Origin of the sequence: Halomonas korlensis (genome assembly GCF_900116705.1) — a bacterium.
Lineage (GTDB): Bacteria > Pseudomonadota > Gammaproteobacteria > Pseudomonadales > Halomonadaceae > Halomonas > Halomonas korlensis.
Genome location: NZ_FPBP01000024.1, coordinates 1 through 18,407, shown reverse-complemented (window position 1 = coordinate 18,407; position 18,407 = coordinate 1). Strand labels below are relative to the sequence as shown.

Sequence of the window (18,407 nt, the reverse complement as noted above, 5' to 3'; positions counted from 1 at the left end):
CCGCCCGGCAGGTAGCCGGCCAGCGCGTGGCCCTCGGCCATGCCGCCGCCATACTCCTCGACCAGCTCGTTGAGCGTGATGCCGGCGGGCGCCAGGTGCACCCCGGGGCGCTTGACGCGACCCGAGAGCGAAAAGCTCCTGAGCCCCGAGCGGCCGTGGCGGCCGTGGCCGGCAAACCAGGCGGCGCCCTTCTCCCAGATCCGCGGGATCCAATACACCGTCTCGACGTTGTTGACCAGCGTCGGGCGGCCGAACAGCCCCACCTGGGCGACGAACGGCGGGCGATGGCGCGGCTTGCCGGGCTTGCCCTCCAGCGACTCGATCATCGCCGATTCCTCGCCGCAGATGTAGGCGCCGGCCCCGCGGCGCAACACGATATAGCCCGGCGCGACCAGGCCTTCGGCCTCGAGCTCGGCGATCGCCGCGTGCAGCACCCGGTGCAGCCCGGGGTACTCGTCGCGCAGGTAGATATACAGCGCCTCGGCCTCCACCGCCCAGGCGCTGACCAGCGCGCCCTCGAGAAAGCGGTGCGGCGCGCGTTCGAGATAGACGCGGTCCTTGAAGGTGCCGGGCTCGCCCTCGTCGGCGTTGATCGCGCAGTAGCGCGGCCCGGGCTCCTGGCGCACGAAGTGCCATTTCTTGAAGGTGGGAAAGCCGGCCCCGCCGAGACCGCGCAGGTTGGCCTGTTCGAGCTCATTCATCAGCGCCTCGACGCTGACGCGTCCCTCGCGGCAGTTGGCGAGCAGCCGGTAGCCGCCGGCCTCGCGGTACTCGGCAAGACGCTGCCAGACGATCGCCTCGGGATGGTAGTGGCCGGTGTCGACCACCGCCTCGACGCCCTCGCGGGTGGCGTAGAGCACGTGGTGGTGGCCCACCTCGGCCACCGGCGCGGTCTCGCAGCGGCCCATGCAGGGCGCGCGCACCACGCGCACCGCGGCCGGGTCGACGCCGGCCTCGAGCTCGGCCTGCAGCGTCGCCGCACCGGCCAGCTGGCAGGACAGCGAGTCGCAGACCCGCACCGTCACCGCCGGCGGCGGCGCCTGGTCGTCGTGGACCACGTCGAAGTGGGCGTAGAAGGTCGCGGTCTCGTAGACCGCGGCCATCGGCAGATTCATGTAAGCGGAAAGCGCCCGCAGGTTGACCAGCGACAGGTGGCCGTGGGCGTCCTGGATCACGTGCAGGTGCTCGATCAACCGGTCGCGGTGGCGCAGCGCGGGCTCGACACGCTCGTCGCCGAGCCATTGGCGCAGCGCGGCCAGGGCGACGGGGGGCAGCTCGCGGCCACGCGGCCTGCCGCGGAAACGGCGCTGGGGGGGAACGGTCTCGACGGTCATGAGTGGGCTCGTTGGTATCGGATAACTCTTGCCTATCTATCAGATTCGCACCGGCGCCGGGCAGAGGCAATACCCGACTTCCCCGGCGGCAACCTCCGGACATGTAGAAGTCGTTTTGGGAATGGCCCCGGCCTCGAGCCGGGGCGAATCACCGCCGCTCAGGCGGCCACGCTGCCGTGGGGGTCGATAACGAATTTCTTCGCTGCACCGCCATCGAAGTCGGCGTAACCCTGCGGGGCTTCGTCCAGGGTGATCATCTGGACGTTGACCGCATCGGCAATATTGACCTTGCCGAACAGGATTGCCTGCATCAACGGCCGATGATAGTGCATCACCGGGCACTGGCCGGTGTGGAAGCTGTGGGACTTGGCCCAACCGAGGCCAAAGCGCATGCTCAGCGCGCCCTGCTTGGCGGCGTCGTCGGCCGCGCCGGGGTCTTCGGTCACGTACAGCCCCGGAATGCCGATCTGGCCGCCGGCGCGGGTCAGCGACATCGCCGAGTTTAGCACGGTGGCGGGCGCCTCCTTGCCGTGGTTGCAGCCACAGGCATGGGCCTCGAAGCCGACGCAGTCGACGAAGGCGTCGACTTCACGTTCGCCGAGGATCGCCTCGATCCTGTCGGCCATGTCGCCCTCCTGGGTCAGGTCAAGGGTCTCGCAGCCGAAGCTGCGGGCCTGGGCCAGGCGCTCCTCGATCATGTCGCCGACGATCACGCAGGCCGCGCCGAGAAGCTGGGCAGAGACCGCCGCCGCCAGACCCACCGGGCCAGCGCCGGCAATATAGACGGTGCTGCCCGGCCCCACCCCGGCAGTGACGCAGCCGTGGAAGCCGGTGGGAAAAATGTCGGAGAGCAGGGTCAGGTCGCGGATCTTCTCCATGGCCTGGTCGGTGTTCGGGAACTTCAGCAGGTTGAAGTCGGCGTAAGGCACCATGACGTACTCGGTCTGGCCACCGACCCAGCCGCCCATATCCACGTAGCCGTAGGCCGCGCCAGGCCGCGCCGGATTGACGTTGAGGCAGATGCCGGTGCGACCCTCCTTGCAGTTGCGGCAACGCCCGCAGGCGATATTGAAAGGCACCGAGACCAGATCGCCCGGCTTGATGAATTCGACATCGCGCCCGCACTCGACCACCAGACCAGTGATCTCGTGGCCCAGCACCAGGCCGGACGGCGCGGTGGTGCGGCCACGCACCATATGCTGGTCGCTGCCACAGATGTTGGTGGTGACGACTTTCAGGATCACGCCGTGGTCGCATTTACGATTGCCGAGGGCAAGTTCCGGATAGGCGATGGATTCGACGGCGACGTTACCCGGGCCCTTGTAGACGACTCCGCGGTTGGCTGCACTCATGGCTGGCTCCTCGATGTTGTTGTAACGACTGTATGGTGGCGTGGCGGATGACTCCGCTGCTCCAGCCTATGCTCTCCTCGTCCGATGACTTGCCCCACAGAGGCACTCACGTACCTGTGAAAGACATTCCCGCCATCTTTCGGCGAGGCACCGGATAGCCGGAGGTCGCTTTCACGACACCACCTTTCTCCGGTAGGCCCAATAATGCGCAGGCCCGGGGATGCCGGAGCGCATCCCCGGAACCAACAACAACACTCGAGGCACCCCCTATGACGAACGATGATGACCCGATCCTGTCACCCGGACAGGACAATACTCAGATCCTGGGGCTGGATTTTCACAACCCCGTCTTTCCCCTCTCCGCCCTGGCTATCCTGGCCTTCATCCTCTACGCCTTGGTCTATCCCGATGCCGCCAATACCCAGCTGACCACCGCGCGGGGCTGGTCTATCGAGCATTTCGATTGGCTGTTCATGATTGCCGGCAACCTCTTCGTACTACTGTGTATCACGTTGATCGTGATGCCAGTGGGCCGAATCCGCCTCGGCGGCGATGGGGCGCGGCCGGAGTACTCGACAATGTCCTGGTTCGCCATGCTGTTCGCGGCGGGCATGGGCATCGGCCTGATGTTCTGGAGCGTGGCCGAGCCGGTAGCCTATTACACCGACTGGTACGGCACCCCGCTCAACGCCGCCGCCCACACCCCGGCCGGTGCCAGTGCGGCCATGGGCGCCACCCTGTTCCACTGGGGCCTGCACCCTTGGGCGATCTATGGCGTGGTGGGGTTGTCGCTGGCTTTCTTCTCCTACAACCGCGGCCTGCCCCTGACCCTGCGCTCGGCCTTCACTCCTATCCTCGGCGACCGGGTACGCGGCTGGTTCGGTCATGTCATCGACATCGTCGCGGTGCTGGCCACCATCTTCGGCCTGGCCACCTCGCTGGGCTTCGGCGCCTCCCAGGCGGCCGGCGGCCTCAACTACCTGTTCGACATCCCCAACACCATCGGCACTCAGCTTGCCATCATCATCGGCGTCACGGTGGTCGCGCTGTTCTCGGTGTGGCGGGGCATCGACGGTGGGGTGAAGCTGTTCTCCAACATCAACATGGTGATCGCCCTCGTCTTGCTGGTCTTCGTGATCATTACCGGCTCCACGCTGCTGTTCCTCAATAATCTCTGGGACACCACCCTCGCTTATGTCAGCCATATCGTGCCGCTCTCCAACTGGATCGGTCGCGACGATACCACCTGGTATCACGGCTGGACGGTGTTCTACTGGGCCTGGTGGATATCCTGGTCGCCCTTCGTCGGTATGTTCATCGCCCGGGTCTCGCGGGGGCGTACGGTGCGTGAGTTCCTGACCGCGGTGCTGGTGGTGCCGACCCTGGTCACCATCGTCTGGATGAGCGCCTTCGGCGGCACCGCGCTGGCCCAGTCGGCAGCCGGCGTCGGCGAGCTGGCGGGCGGCATCAGCGACGTCTCCCTGGCAATGTTCCAGATGCTCGAGCACCTGCCGCTGGCCACGCTGACCTCCAGCCTGGCGATCCTGCTGGTGCTGATTTTCTTCATCACCTCCTCGGACTCCGGCTCGCTGGTGATCGACAACATCACCGCCGGCGGCAAGATCGATGCGCCTCGCAGTCAGCGGGTCTTCTGGGCGACCCTGGAAGGGGTGATCGCCGGCATCCTGCTCTACGGCGGCGGCAGCACCGCGCTCGGCGCCCTCCAGGCGGGTGCCGTGGCCACCGGGCTGCCCTTCACCCTGATCCTGCTGGTGATGGCCTACAGTCTGGTCAAGGGGCTGTGGGAGGAACAGAGAAGGCTGGTGCTGGCCAAGGCAGCCGGCTAAGCCGCGCGGCTCCGCTCCCTCGGGGCTCGACCTCGAGGGAGCGAGCGGGCATGGTAGTGCTCTCCCTCCTGGCCGCTCGTCGAGGTACTGGGCACGCCCGTTCACCTGCCGAAGACGCCACGGAGACAAGACCGACCAAGAGTTGATGGCCATCGAGGCCGAGGAGGTATTACCCATGTTGAATCGTTTCGCACGACGCCTGTGCATCACCGGTCTGCTGTCACTGCTGGCCTTGGCACCGAATGCCTTCGCCCAGCAAGGCTCCCCAGGGGGCGCCGACGACGATGTCACCACCGAGCAGTTTCGTGACTGGGAGGTCGTCTGCCCGAACGAGGGCGAGGGCAACTGCACGATGTACCAGGTGGTCAACCATTCCGACAACGACCAGCCTTTGATGCAGGTAGTCGTGGCGTATCCGCCGCAGCTCGAGAGCGGGACGATGACCTTTGTATTGCCGCTGGGCGTGCATCTCGCCTCGGGCCTGCAGCTGAGCGTGGAGGGCGTCGAGCCGGCCCAGTTCCCCTACCAGGCCTGCCTGCAGCAGGGCTGTCGTGCCGACCTCCCCATTCAGCCGGCCCTGCTGCAGGCACTACGTAGCGGCAGCACGGCGACCCTGAGCCTGATCGATCCCCGCGGCGACCGCATGGACCTGGACATCTCCCTGATGGGCTTCACCGACGCCCATGCCCGTATCGCCCCCTGAAAACTGGAGCGAACATGCGAAAGCCCCGACTCTGTGGTCGGGGCTTGCACGTCGTGGTAGATCAAGGCGTGGCAGGGTGTCCTAGCGCAGTATGCCCTCCTCCTTGAGCAGCTTGAAGATCGCCTCGGCGCCCTGCTCGGCGCTGACGCCCTCCAGCACCTGGCCGTTACCGCCCTCCACCTTGGCGGCGGCGGCCTTGAAGCGGTCCCGCGCCGAGGCGGCCTTGATGATCTTCAGGCGCTTGGGCCGCTTGCGGGCCGGGGCCAGTTGCCATTCGGCCAGCGCCAGGTCGGGCTCGGCGGCCACCCGGCCCACCTCCAGGCCAGCCCGACGGGCCGGGCCGAAGGCGCTCTGGCGTGCCGCCGGGGCCGCCGCATCCACGCTGACGATGGCCGGCAGGCGCACCTTGAGGCGCCGACGCTGGCCGCGTGGCAAGGCCTGGAGCAGGGTCGCCACCCCATTCTCGACCTTCTCCACCGCGGCCAGGCCATTGACCAGCGGCCAGCCCAGACGCTCGGCCAGGGCATAGGGCAAGAGCCCCGAGCCCTCGCCCCGCTCCGCCCGGGCGCCAGTGATCACCAGCTGCGGTGGCGCCGCGGCCAGATGCTCGACCAGCGCCGGAATGGCATCGCTGCCCTCCGCCTGCTCTAGCAGGGTCAGGGTCTCAAGCCCCATGCCAGCGCCTGCGGCCATACCAGCGCCCGCGGCCATACCTAAGTAGCCGCGCAGCGCCGCTTCACTTTCCTCGCTGCGCGGGCCGGCATGCAGCAGGCTCACCCGGCTACCGGGCACTTGGCGCTCCAGGCCCAGTGCCAGCTCCAGGCCACGGGCATCCTGATCGGCGCGGCGGGTGCGCCCGGTGATGGGGTGGCGCCCGACCGACACCAGTACTGCCACCTCGATTCCCTGCTGCTCAGGCCGCATCGCGCTGCCCTCCACGCTGCTGTTCCACCTTGGCCACCAGGGCGGCGAGAATCTCGGCGCTATCGCCGATCACCGCCAGGTCGGCGCGCTTGATCATGTCGCATCCCGGGTCGAGGTTGATGGCCACCACCTTTTCGCAGCTCTGGATGCCCTGCAGGTGCTGGATGGCCCCTGAGATGCCCACCGCCAGATAGACCCGGGCGGTAACCCAGGTACCGGTAGCCCCCACCTGGCGGTGGCGGGCGATAAAGCCGTCGTCCACCGCTACCCGTGAGGCCCCCTCCGTCGCTCCCAGCACCTTGGCGGCATAATGGAAGCCATCCCAATCCTTGACGCCATTGCCCCCCGACAGGATGAACTCCGCCTCGGCCAGGGCCACGCCGGCGGGGTCCACCGCGACCTGCCCCAAGTCTTCAATACGCGACAGGGCACTGGGAATCGCCTCCGCCAGGCTCAGGGGTTCGGCGGCGTGACGGGTCTCGTCCACCGGCTCGGCACATTCGGCCAGGGCCAGGGCGACCCGTGGCAGCGGGCGCTGGATGTCCAGGCTCCCCGCCGCGCCGCGGGTGGTACAGCGCCAGCCCAGCGGCGCCTCGGCGTCGGCCTCGATCTGCCAGAGGCCGGTGGCGGGGCGCTCGCCCTGGCCCCCTCCCAAACGCAAGGCCAGACGCCGCCCCAGGTCGGCGCCGCCCAGGGGCGAGTCGGGCAGCAGCCAGTGGCGCGGTGCCAGTTCCCGCTCCACGGCGGAGAGTGCCGCCAGGCGCGCCTCGGGGGCGAAGCCCGCGTAAAGTTCTTCGTCAAGATGCACGACTCGATCAATCCCAGCTTCGCCCAGCGCATCTTCCTTGTACTTGCCGAAAAGAATCGCCACCACGGCGCCGGGCTGTTCGGCGTCGGCATCCGCCAGGCGTCGGGCCAGGCCCAATAGATCCTTGTCATGGCTGGATAGTCGACCGCCAGAGAGTTCCGGCACCACGGCCACCAGGAAGGCCGGGGCCTCGATGTTGACGTTGCGACGGTTATCCTGGGCCGCCTGACGGGCGGCACTTATGGACGAGGCCGCCGCCTGGCCGACCTGCTGGGCGCCGCTACGGTCAATCCGTTTGACGCCATTGGGGCCGATAAAGCCGATGGCGTGGGGATTCTTGCGAATCACCCCGTTGGGGCCCAGCCACTCGCTGGTGGCCCCGAGTCCACCAAGTTCAGCGAGCACACGGGTGTGCTCGGGGTGCAGGCGGTTACGGGCGATCCACTCGCGGCGTGGATCGCGGCGATAAATCTCGCTCATCAGAACACCTCCTCGGCAGTCGTCTTGCCAACGGGCCGGCGAGCCGGGCTGGCCGCGTCAGCGATGGGACGGGCCACCAGGGCATCGGCCACCAGCTCGGCGATATCGCGCACCTCGGCGCTGGCGTCCACCACCCCTTCCAGCATGGCGGTGCACTGGGGACAGCCCACCGCCACCAGCTCGGCGCCGGTCTCCTTGACGTCGTTCATACGCATATCGGGAATCCGCCGCTCGCCGGGAATATCGGTGATCGGTGCCCCGCCGCCACCGCCGCAGCAGCGTGAGCGAAAGCCGGAGCGTTCCATCTCATTGAGTTGGATGCCGAGAGCCTCGAGTACCCGACGCGGCGCCTCGTATTCGCCGTTGTAGCGGCCCAGGTAGCAGGGGTCGTGATAGGTGACCGTGCCGCCCTTCCAGGGCGCGAAGGCCAGTCGGTCGGCGTCATACAGCTCGGCGATAAAGGTGGTGTGGTGACGCACCTCATAGTTGCCGCCCAGCTCACCGTACTCGTTGCCCAGCACATGGAAGCTGTGCGGATCACACGTCACGATGCGCTGGAAGCGGTACTTGGCCAGGGTAGCGATATTGCGCCCGGCCAATGACTGGAAGGTCGCCTCGTCGCCCAGGCGCCGCGCCACGTCGCCACTGTCGCGCTCCTCGTTACCCAGCACCGCGAACTCCACCTCGGCGGCACGCAACACCTTGACCAAGGCACGCAGGGTGCGCTGGTTGCGCATGTCGAAGGCGCCGTCGCCCAGCCACAGCAGCACGTCGGCCTGCTTGACATCCGCCATCAGCGGCAGGTTGAGGTCCGCCGCCCAGTGCAGCCGCGAGCCGGGATCGAAGCCGCCGGGGTTGTCGGTGGCGATCAGGTTGTCGAGCACCTCGGCGCCCTTGTTGGGGGTGTTGCCGTGCTCCAGGGTCAGAAAGCGGCGCATATCGACGATGGCGTCGACGTGCTCGATCATCATCGGGCACTCCTCGACGCAGGCGCGGCAGGTCGTGCAGGACCACAGCGTTTCGGCGTCGACCAGCGCCGTGCCCTGCCTCGCGACGATCGGGCCGTGCGGCTCGCCGGCGTGCTCGCCCACCGGCTTGCCCGGATAGGGCGAGCCGGCATAGGCGGCGTCGCTGCCGCCGGCCATGCCCACCACCATGTCCTGGATCAGCTTCTTGGGATTGAGCGGCTGGCCGGCGGCGAAGGCCGGGCACGCCGCCTCGCAGCGACCGCACTGCACACAGGCATCGAAGCCGAGCAGCTGATTCCAAGTGAAGTCGCTGGGCGTCTCGACCCCCAGCGGCGCCGAGGTATCCTCCAGGTTCAATGCCTTGAGGCCGGTGGAACGCCCCGTGCCGCCCTGCTTGTCCGAAAAGCGCTCGGGCCGGCGATGGAAGGCCAGGTGCAAAGCACCGGCAAAGGCGTGCTTCATCGGCCCGCCCCAGGTCATGCCGAAGAACATCTCTCCCAGGCCCCAGGCCAGTGCCGCAACCAATGCCAGCGCCAGAATCCAGCTGCCAACGTCGGCGGGCAAGACACCGACCGTCGGCAGGGTGCTCAGGAACACGCTCAGTGAAAACGCCATCAGGCTCTTCGGCAGGCGCATCCACGGCCCCTTGGAGAGCCGTGCCGGCGGGTTGCGCCGGCGCCGGGCGACGAACAGGCTGCCCACGAACATCAGTGCACTGGCGGCCAGCAGCAGTCCACCCAGCACCGGGTTGGCGAGCCCCAGCCCATGCACCAGGATCATCAACATCGCGGCGGCGACGAAGCCGCCGGCGGTGGCCACGTGGGTGTTGGACATCGCCTTGTCGCGCGCCACCACGTGGTGCAGGTCCACCAGGTAGCGCCGCGGCATGGCAACAAGCCCGCGCAGCAGGTCGACCTCGGCGGGCCGCCCCTGACGCCACAGGCGGATGCGGCGCCAGGCGCCGATCGCCGCCAGAGCCAGGGCGGCGAAGATAAGTATCGGCAGGAGGATCTCGAGCATCTTGCTCACCTCACAATTTGTCGGTTGTTATCCGGAGTGGGAGACGCCTGGCCGAGCGCAATAGCTTTCGCTCAAAAGTCCTTGCAGATCCGCAGGGCGTCGTAGATGGCCGCATGCGTATTACGCGGCGCGGTGCAGTCGCCCAGGCGGAACAGCAGGAAGCCGTCCCCGACCTCGCTCAGGCTCGGCTGGGGCTGGATGGCATAGAGCGCCTCCAGATCCACTTGCCCTTTGTTGCGGGACTGCGCCTTGAGGGCGTAGTAGAGCGCCTCGTCGGGCCGCACGCCGTTCTCCACCACCACCTGGTCGACCACCCGCTCCTCCAGGGCGCCGGTGTACTCGTTCTCGAGCACCGCCACCAGGCCGTCGCCCTCCCGGTAGACCTTGTGCAGCATCAGGTCGGAGGTCATGATCACCTCCTTCTCGTAGAGGCTGCGGTAGTAGGTGGGGAAGGTGGTGCCGCCCACCGCCGCGCCCGGCTTGATGTCGTCGGTGACGATCTCCACCTTGGCGCCCTTGTCGGCCAGGTAGTCCGCCGCCGAGAGCCCGGAGAACTCGCAGATGGTGTCGTAGATCAGCACGTTCTTGCCCGGGGCCACCTTGCCGTTGAGCACGTCCCAGGTGCTGACCACCAGGCTCTCCTCGGGGCTCTCGGAGTAGCCCCACTGCGGATGTTGGCTCAGGAAGGGATGACCGCCGGTGGCCAGCACCACGATATCCGGGCGCAGGTCGAGCAGCGTCGCCTCGTCGGCGCGCGTGCCCAGGCGCAGGTCGACCTTGAGCCGCGCCAGCTCGAGTTGGTACCAGCGGGTAATGCCGGCGATCTGGTCGCGCTGCGGGGCCTGGGCGGCGATGGTGATCTGGCCGCCGAGCGCCTCGGCGGCCTCGAACAGGGTGACGTCGTGGCCGCGCTCGGCGGCGACGCGGGCCGCCTCCATGCCGCCGGGACCACCGCCCACCACCACGACCTTGCGCTTGGCGCCGTCGCTCTTCTCGATGATATGCGGCAGGCCCATGTACTCACGGGAGGTGGCGGCATTCTGGATGCACAGCACGTCCAGGCCCTGGTACTGGCGGTCGATGCAGTAGTTGGCGCCCACGCACTGCTTGATCTGATCCACCTGGCCCATCTTGATCTTGGCGATCAGGTGGGGATCGGCGATATGCGCCCGGGTCATGCCCACCAGGTCCACATAGCCGCCCTCGAGGATGCGGCTTGCCTGGTTGGGGTCCTTGATGTTCTGGGCATGGATCACCGGCACGCCGACCACTTCCTTGATGCCCGCCGCCAGGTGCAGGAAGGGCTCCGGCGGGTAGGACATGTTGGGAATGACGTTGGCGAGCGAATTGTGGGTATCGCAGCCGGAGCCGATCACGCCGAAGAAGTCCACCTGCCCGGTGGCATCGTAGTAGGCGGCGATCTGCTTCATGTCGTCGTGGGAGAGGCCGTCCGGGTGGAACTCGTCGCCGCAGATGCGCATGCCGACCACGAAGTCGTCGCCGACCTCGGCGCGCACCGCCTTGAGTACCTCCATGCCGAAGCGCATGCGGTTCTCGAAGCTGCCGCCCCACTCATCCTCGCGCTTGTTGACCCGCGGGCTCCAGAACTGGTCAATCAGGTGCTGGTGCACGGCGGAGAGTTCGACACCGTCGAGGCCGCCCTCCTTGGCCCGACGCGCGGCCTGGGCGAAGTCGCCGACGATCCGCCAGATGTCCTCCTCCTCGATGGTCTTGCAGGTGGAGCGGTGCACCGGCTCGCGGATGCCGGAGGGCGACAGCAGGGTTGACCAATCGAAACCGTCCCAGCGCGAGCGGCGCCCCATGTGGGTGATCTGGATCATGATCTTGCCGCCGTGCTGGTGAACGGCGTCCGCCAGGTTCTGGAAGTGCGGGATGATGCGATCGGTGGTGAGGTTCACCGAGCTCCACCAACCCTGGGGGCTGTCGATGGAGACCACCGAGGAGCCACCGCAGATGGACAAGCCGCAGCCGCCCTTGGCCTTTTCCTCGTAGTACCTGACGTAGCGCTCGGTGGTCATGCCGCCGTCGGTGGCATGCACCTCGGCATGGGCGGTACTGACCACCCGGTTGCGGATGGTGAGCTTGCCGATCTCGATCGGCTGGAAGAGTGCGTCGAATGCCATGGTGTTCTCTCCTCGTTCCCGGGGTTAGCGGGCGGCGCCGGTCAGCGGCTTGACCTGGAAAATGCCCACCTCGCAGCCATCCTCGGCGGCGCTCTGGGATTGCTCGGCGACGGTGCGCAGTGAACTGCCACGTGCCGCCAGGATCTGGTCCATGGCGCCGGCAAACCAGCCGGTGAACATGTACTCCACCTTGCGACCGACCTTGCCCAGTTGGTAAACGAAGGCGCTGTTTTCTAGCCGCACCCGAGCCGTGCCGGCGTCGAGGTCGATCTGTTCAGTGATGAAGTGGCCCCAGCCGCGCTGGGAGAGGCGCATCATGTAGTGCTCGAACACCGCCACGCCCTCGAGGCCATGCAGTTCGGCCTCCTTCTCGCACCAGTGCCAGGCGCTCTTGTAGCCGGCGTGGTAGAGGATTTCGGCGTACTTCTCGGCGCCGAGCGCCTCCTCCACGGCCACATGGTTGTTGATGAAGAAATGGCGCGGCACGTAGAGCATCGGCAGGGCATCGGTGGTCCAGACGCCGGTCTCGCTATCCACTTCGATGGGCAGTTCGGGGGCCATCTTGGTCATGTTCAGGCTCCCCAGACGTCTTTCAGCACGCGCACCCAGTTTTCGCCCATGACCTTGCGGGTCTGGCTCTCGCTGAAGCCGCGCTTGAGGAGTGCTTCGGTGAGGTTGGGAAACTCGCCGATGGTGCGGATCCCCTTGGGATTGATGATCTTGCCAAAGTCCGTCAGACGACGAGCGTAGCCCTTGTCATGGGTCAACCACTCAAAGAACGCTTGATCGTGTCCCTGGGTAAAATCAGTACCGATACCGATGGCGTCTTCACCCACGATATTCATGACGTACTCGATGGCTTCGCAGTAGTCTTCGATGGTCGAGTCGATGCCTTTCTTGAGAAAGGGCGCGAACATGGTGACGCCGACAAAACCGCCGCGGTCGGCAATGAACTTGAGCTCTTCATCGGACTTGTTGCGTGGGTGCTCCTTGAGCCCCGAGGGCAGGCAGTGGGAGTAGCAGACCGGCTTCACGGAGGCCTCGATCACCTCGGTGGAGGTCTTCTCGCCGACGTGCGAGAGATCACACATGATGCCGACGCGGTTCATCTCGGCGACGATCTCGTGGCCGAAGCCGGACAATCCACCGTCACGCTCGTAGCAGCCGGTGCCCACCAGGTTCTGGGTGTTGTAGCACATCTGCACGATGCCCACGCCGAGCTGCTTGAAGACCTCGACATAGCCGATCTGGTCCTCGAAGGCGTGGGCGTTCTGGAAGCCGTAGAGGATGCCGGTCTTGCCCTCCTCCTTGGCCCGGGTGATGTCGGCGGTGGTGCGCACCGGACGCACCAGGTCGCTGCACTCGGCCATCAGCTGGTTGGAGGCGACGATATTGTCAACGGTGGCCTGGAACCCCTCCCACACCGAGACGGTGCAGTTGGCGGCGGTGAGGCCACCGCGCCGCATGTCCTCGAACAGCTCGCGGTTCCACTTGGCGATGATCAGGCCATCGATGACGATGGCATCGTCGTGCAGCTCTCTGGGGGTCATGTCGGGGGCTCCGGGGATGTGTTCGATTCGACGGCAGCATAGCGCTGGACCGCCTCGGTCCGGCGCCTGGAAACGACGGCGGGAATTCTAAAAACGTCACGACTGTCGTGGTTACGACGCACGACAGCGCCACGCCGGCCCGCGAAGGCACGGCATGACGATCGTTTCGGTAGGGCGTGTCAGGAAAACATTGCTCAGGAAGGCATTGCTCAGGAACGCAGCAGCACGCTGGCGTAGGTCGGCTCTCCGCGCGCCTGGTCGAGCGCCATGATGGCAGAGGACACCGGTTCGGCCGGATAGGCCTCGAAGGTCAGCAACTCCAGATTGGTCCCCACCTGCTCGCAAGCCGGCGCTATCGGCAGCCGAGCCGGGCTTGCGCCCAGTCGCTCGTCCCGGGGGGGCTGGCCGAAGAACTCCCGGTAGCACTTCGAGAAGTGCGGTGTGGACACGAAGCCGCAGGCGGAGGCCACCTCGATGATCGAGATCGAGGTCTGCTTGAGCAGTTGCCTAGCGCGAGTCAGCCGCAGCTTGAGGTAGTAGCGCGACGGCGAGCAGAGCAGGTATTTCTGGAAGAGCCGCTCGAGCTGGCGGCGCGACACGTCGACGTAGGCCGCCAGTTCCTCAAGCCCGATGGGCTCCTCGAGGTTGGCCTCCATGAGCGCCACGATCTCCAGCAGCTTGGGCTGGGTCGTGCCGAGGATATGCTTGAGCGGCACGCGCTGCTGGTCCTGTTCCCCGCGCACGCGGTCGCAGATGAACATCTCGGAAATACCCGCCGCGAGTTCACGACCGTGATCCCGCCCGATCAGCGTGAGCATCATGTCCAGGGGAGCGGTCCCGCCCGAGGCGGTGGCCCTCTCCCGGTCGATGGAGAACAGCCGGGTCGTCAGCACCACGCGGGGAAAGGACTCCTGCATGGCGGCCAGGCACTCCCAGTGGACACTGGTCTCGTAGCCATCCAGAAGACCCGCCTTGGCCAGCGCCCAGCTGCCGGTGCAGATCCCCCCCAGCCGACGGGAGAGGCGTGACTGGCCCTGTAGCCAGACGACATGCTCGCGCTGCACCGCGCGTGCCGGCCCCACCCCGCCACAGACCACCACCATGTCCAGCGCCAGCGGCACCGTGATCGCCGCATCCGGCGTGACCTTGAGGCCGTCGCTGGCGGAGATCGGCTCGCCATCGTTGCTCAGGGTGAACCAGCGGTAGAGTTCTCGACCGGCCAGCTGGTTGGCCATGCGCAACGGCTCGATGGCCGAGGCCAGCGAGAAGAGGGTGAAGTTTTCCAACAGCAGGAAGCCGATGGCCTGGGGAGCAGCCGGCTTCTGTGGGGCCTGGGAGGGGGACGTCATGAGAAGACTCCTGTACGGGGTCATAGACGGGTTGTTGTTATGTGCGTATCGGGACGCCCGCCGGTGTCTGGCTGTCGCGATCAGGCAAGTCTGATCCGAAAGGTACCGAGGGGTGTCGTGATCTGACATGTCACCATTGCTTATCGGCCGCCGGGTCGCCAGTTAATAACGACACGGGTGACGCTTTCAGGGAGATGGATGTCGCTCCCAGGCATAACCGCTCCCCACGAACGGGCGCAGCCAGACGAACGAGTCGCCTTGTCCTCGCGATAGACCAGAGTAGTGATGCGTTGATTCTGGTCGCCCATAACAGAATTGATCAGCGATTCCCTGACGGCTTTGCGTATCAAATATCCTTGACCAATCTAAGGGCATCATAGATCGCCGCATGCGTATTTCGGTGCGAGATGGCATCACCGATTCTGAACAGCTGAAACTTCCCGTCCGGGTTGGTCCCGAGCAATTGCGGGTTACCGACAATCAAGCTGTCATAATCGACCGCGCCTTGATTGCTGGATAGCGGCTTGAGTTCCTCGTAGAGGTCTTCCATCGGCAAGGTGCCGAAGTTGACCACGACCTGATCCACACGTCGTTCCCGGTTGACCTGGGTGTAGTCACTGCTGACCGAGGCGACCAGGTCGCCAGCGTCACGGCGGATGCCGGTCAGACGGAAGGTCGGCGTGAATGTCACGTCCAATACCTGTAGCGAGCGCATGTACGGGACCAGATTCATGGCCATGACTTCCGGCGCCAGCGCGCGGTCGGCGGTCATGTACTCGACTTTTGCGCCCGCCTTGGCAATGATCTCTGCCGCCTGCAAGGCGGTATGATCGCCGGCTTCATCGTAGACGAGCACGTTGCGGCCCGGTTTGGCGTGGCCGGAGAGAATGTCCCAACCCGTGATGGCCAGTTCATTACCTTCGTCAAGCGCCTGTTCGTTGGGTAGCCCCCCGGTCGCCACGATGACCACATCGGGGGACGCCGCGAGCACTTCATCCTGTTCGGCGAACACGTTGAAATGGAAGGTGACGCCCATCGCCTGGCAGCGCTCGTAGCGCCAATCGATGATGCCCATCATTTCACGCCGGCGTTCGCTTTGTGCCGTCAGGCGAATCTGGCCCCCCGGGGCATCGGCGGCTTCGAACACCACGACCTCGTGTCCCCGCTCGGCAGCCACGCGCGCCGCCTCTAACCCGCCAGGCCCGGTGCCGACCACTACGACCTTACGTTGGGTGTTAGCCGGGGCAATGGTATGCGGCATGGTGGTTTCGCGGCCGGTGGCGGCGTTATGAATGCAATAGGCCGCCCCGCCCTGATAGATACGGTCGAGGCAGTAGTTGGCACCGACGCAAGGGCGTATTTCCTCCTCGCGCCCCTCCATGACTTTCTGCATCAGATGCGGGTCGGCCATATGGGCACGTGTCATGCCGACCATATCGATCTTGCCGGAAGATATGGCATAACGCGCCGTGGCGACATCCTGAATCTTGGCGCCGTGGAAGGTGGGAAAATCGACCTCGCGCTTGATATCGCCCGCAAAGTCCAGGTGGGGTGCGCTGGGCATGCCCTGGATCGGAATGACATCCGTCAGGCCCGGGTCGGTATCGATATGCCCTTTTACGACGTTGAGGAAGTCCACCAGGCCGCTGTCTTTCAAGCGGTGGGAGATTTCCATGCCGTCGCGCGCATCGAAGCCCCCCGGCAGGCATTCATCGCCGGTGTAGCGCACGCCCAGCAGAAACTTCTCGCCCACTCGCTCACGGATGCGCTTGAGCACCTCGAAGGTGAAGCGAAGCCGGTTGTCCAGGCTGCCCCCGTAAGGCGCGTCGAGTTCATTGGTCAGCGGTGACCAGAACTGGTCCATCAGGTGACCGTAGGCCTGAATCTCGAGGCCATCCAGGCCGGCGGCGTGCATGCGCTCGGCGGCATCCGTGTAATCTCCGATCAGTCGTTCGATATCCCAGAGTTCCGCCTTCTTGGGATAAGCACGGTGAGAGGCCTCACGGTGGTGCGACGCCGAGACCACCGGTAGCCAGTCCCCCTTGTCCCAGCGGGTCCGGCGGCCGAGATGGGTCAGCTGGATCATGACCGCCGTGCCATGCTCATGGCAGGCGTCGGTCAGGTCGCGCATCCACGGCACCACCTCATCCTGGTAGGCGAGAATATTGTTGAAGACGGGGGGACTGTCCCTGGATACCGCCGCGGACCCCGCCGTCATGGTGAGTGCCACACCGGCCTTGGCGCGCTCCACGTGATAGGCCCGATACAGCTCCTTGGGCATGCCGTCTTCCGGGTAGGCGGGCTCATGTGACGTCAGCATGACCCGGTTCTTGAGCGTCAGGTGCTTGAGTTGCAGCGGTTGCAGCAGCGGATCGTTTTTCACGGTAGGGACTCCCTTGTTGTTATGGGGTTGACTCAAGCTAGCCCTCGCTGTACATAGCTGTCAACATAAAAGACACATATGTTCATAAGGAAGACAAACTTCCTGATATCATCGGTGTCATGGCCTTTGCACAGAGAGAACTGGGTGAAAAACGACCGTTCCAATAGCAACCGGGTTGCCTGGATCGATGCGGCGTACGAGCTGCTGGTTACCTCGGGTGTCGGCGCCGTCAAGATCGTGCCGCTGGCCAAGACGCTGGGCACGTCGCGCACCAGTTTCTACTGGTTGTTCAAGGACCGCGAAGAGGTGCTTGCCGCCCTGCTGGAACGCTGGGAACGCCAGAATACGAAGGCCCTGATCCTGCAGACAGAAAAATATGCCTCGTCGATCGTCGAGGCCATGCTGAATGTCTTCGACTGCTGGTTTGACGCTTCCCTCTTCGACTCGGAATTCGAGTACGCCGTCAGAAGCTGGAGCCTGCAGGATAGTGCCGTCGCCGAGCGGGTGCGTGAGGCCGACGAGCAACGTCTGAGCGCGCTGCAGGCGATGTTTATCCGCTACGGCTACGACACCTCGGAAGCCGATACTCGGGCCAGAACCGTTTATCTGCTCCAGATTGGCTACATCGCGATGCACACCCAAGAGACCAAGGATACGCGTATCAGCCGTGTGGCCCAGTACGTCAACATCTTTACCGGGCAATCTTGCACCCCTGCAGACCTGGAGCGTTTCGCTTCTCGGCATACGGCCCGGTTTTCCTCCGCGGAGCTGGCGACCGCTCAACAGGAGATGGTTCATGAAGCAGCTACCGACGCTCGGCATCATCGGGGGTAATGGCTGGCTTGGCAGTGCGCTAGGGCGTTCGGTATTGACCCATGGCCTGGTTGCCCCTGACCAGCTTGTCGTGACAACGAGCCGCTCGGGCCACCACTACCAGGCGTGGCCGGAGGTGACTTGCGTCGACAGCGCCGATGCCCTCGTGGAGTTGGCCGATGTCGTCATCGTGTCGGTTCGGCCCGAGCAGTTTGACACTTTGAGCCTGTCACTTGAGATGCGGCTGGTAATTTCGCTGATGGCCAAGGTGCCGATTTCCACGTTGGCCCGAGCGACAGGCAGCGAGCGTATCGTGCGCGCCATGCCCAATGCCGCTGCCGCCGTCGGACACTCCTATACGCCGTGGTATGCCACGCCTGAAGTGGCCAGTGACGAACGCGGTTGGGTCCATCGGTTATTGTCGACTTGCGGTCCAAGCGATGAGGTCAAAGAAGAGGCCCAGATAGAGTACTTGACGGCTCTGACCGGCAGTGGCCCCGCTTTTCCGGCACTGTTGGCCGACGCGCTGATCAGCCATGCCATGACCCAGGGTGTATCTGAGTTAGTTGCCCGGCGCGGCGTGCTGCACACCCTTTCAGGCGCCAGTCAGCTGATGCTTGAAGAAAACACGTCACCTGCGCAGCTGGTCGAACGATTCCTCGATTACGGCGGTACGACTACCGAAGGCCTGAATGCCATGCTCGACAGCGGCTTTCGCCAGGCCGTCCACCA

The 18,407-nt window shown here is 65.4% G+C and carries 14 protein-coding genes; 4 read left to right on the top strand and 10 right to left on the bottom strand.

What is annotated here, in order from left to right:
* Positions 1 to 1,334: NAD(P)H-dependent oxidoreductase subunit E (locus BM341_RS18545; RefSeq protein WP_089797754.1), on the bottom strand; the 1,334-nt coding region annotated here is incomplete at its 3' end.
* A gap of 158 nt (positions 1,335 to 1,492) precedes the next feature.
* Positions 1,493 to 2,686: a formaldehyde dehydrogenase, glutathione-independent gene (fdhA, locus tag BM341_RS18540; protein ID WP_089797751.1), complete on the bottom strand. Its 1,194-nt coding sequence runs from the start codon at positions 2,684 to 2,686 to the stop codon at positions 1,493 to 1,495.
* 269 nt (positions 2,687 to 2,955) lie between these two features.
* Here fdhA and BM341_RS18535 point away from each other — a divergent pair, with 269 nt between their 5' ends.
* The gene (locus BM341_RS18535; RefSeq protein WP_089797749.1) at positions 2,956 to 4,533 is read left to right on the top strand and encodes a BCCT family transporter; all 1,578 of its coding nucleotides are present in this window, start codon (positions 2,956 to 2,958) and stop codon (positions 4,531 to 4,533) included.
* 175 nt (positions 4,534 to 4,708) lie between these two features.
* Positions 4,709 to 5,236 (top strand): invasion associated locus B family protein, encoded by a 528-nt coding sequence (locus BM341_RS18530; protein ID WP_089797756.1) that lies wholly within the window; start codon positions 4,709 to 4,711, stop codon positions 5,234 to 5,236.
* 81 nt (positions 5,237 to 5,317) lie between these two features.
* On the opposite strand, the gene etfB is transcribed toward BM341_RS18530, so the two are convergent.
* The 8 genes from etfB to BM341_RS18490 form a co-directional block, all read right to left on the bottom strand.
* Positions 5,318 to 6,160: an electron transfer flavoprotein subunit beta gene (gene etfB, locus BM341_RS18525; protein ID WP_089797747.1), complete on the bottom strand. Its 843-nt coding sequence runs from the start codon at positions 6,158 to 6,160 to the stop codon at positions 5,318 to 5,320.
* Positions 6,150 to 7,448 (bottom strand): electron transfer flavoprotein subunit alpha, encoded by a 1,299-nt coding sequence (etfA, locus tag BM341_RS18520; protein WP_089797745.1) that lies wholly within the window; start codon positions 7,446 to 7,448, stop codon positions 6,150 to 6,152. The genes etfB and etfA overlap by 11 nt, the downstream gene beginning before the upstream one ends.
* Positions 7,448 to 9,436, bottom strand: a complete 1,989-nt coding sequence (locus BM341_RS18515; RefSeq protein WP_089797743.1) for a (Fe-S)-binding protein — start codon at positions 9,434 to 9,436, stop codon at positions 7,448 to 7,450. Before BM341_RS18515 ends, etfA begins: the two co-directional genes overlap by 1 nt.
* A gap of 71 nt (positions 9,437 to 9,507) precedes the next feature.
* Positions 9,508 to 11,580, bottom strand: coding sequence for a dimethylglycine demethylation protein DgcA (dgcA, locus tag BM341_RS18510; RefSeq protein ID WP_089797741.1), 2,073 nt, complete (start codon positions 11,578 to 11,580; stop codon positions 9,508 to 9,510).
* Positions 11,581 to 11,604: 24 nt separating this feature from the next.
* Complete coding sequence (locus tag BM341_RS18505; RefSeq protein ID WP_089797739.1) at positions 11,605 to 12,150, bottom strand: DUF5943 domain-containing protein; 546 nt, start codon at positions 12,148 to 12,150, stop codon at positions 11,605 to 11,607.
* A gap of 2 nt (positions 12,151 to 12,152) precedes the next feature.
* Positions 12,153 to 13,130: a dipeptidase gene (locus BM341_RS18500; protein ID WP_089797737.1), complete on the bottom strand. Its 978-nt coding sequence runs from the start codon at positions 13,128 to 13,130 to the stop codon at positions 12,153 to 12,155.
* A 209-nt stretch (positions 13,131 to 13,339) separates the two neighbouring features.
* Positions 13,340 to 14,479, bottom strand: a complete 1,140-nt coding sequence (gene gbdR, locus BM341_RS18495; RefSeq protein WP_089797735.1) for a choline metabolism transcriptional regulator GbdR — start codon at positions 14,477 to 14,479, stop codon at positions 13,340 to 13,342.
* Positions 14,480 to 14,825: 346 nt separating this feature from the next.
* Positions 14,826 to 16,862, bottom strand: a complete 2,037-nt coding sequence (locus BM341_RS18490; protein ID WP_089797733.1) for an NADH:flavin oxidoreductase — start codon at positions 16,860 to 16,862, stop codon at positions 14,826 to 14,828.
* Positions 16,863 to 17,006: 144 nt separating this feature from the next.
* Between BM341_RS18490 and BM341_RS18485 the strand changes: the two genes are divergently transcribed.
* Complete coding sequence (locus tag BM341_RS18485) at positions 17,007 to 17,696, top strand: TetR/AcrR family transcriptional regulator (protein ID WP_245784334.1); 690 nt, start codon at positions 17,007 to 17,009, stop codon at positions 17,694 to 17,696.
* Positions 17,659 to 18,407, top strand: a 749-nt coding sequence (locus BM341_RS18480; protein ID WP_089797731.1) for a pyrroline-5-carboxylate reductase family protein, incomplete at its 3' end; no start/stop codon positions are given. The genes BM341_RS18485 and BM341_RS18480, both read left to right, overlap by 38 nt.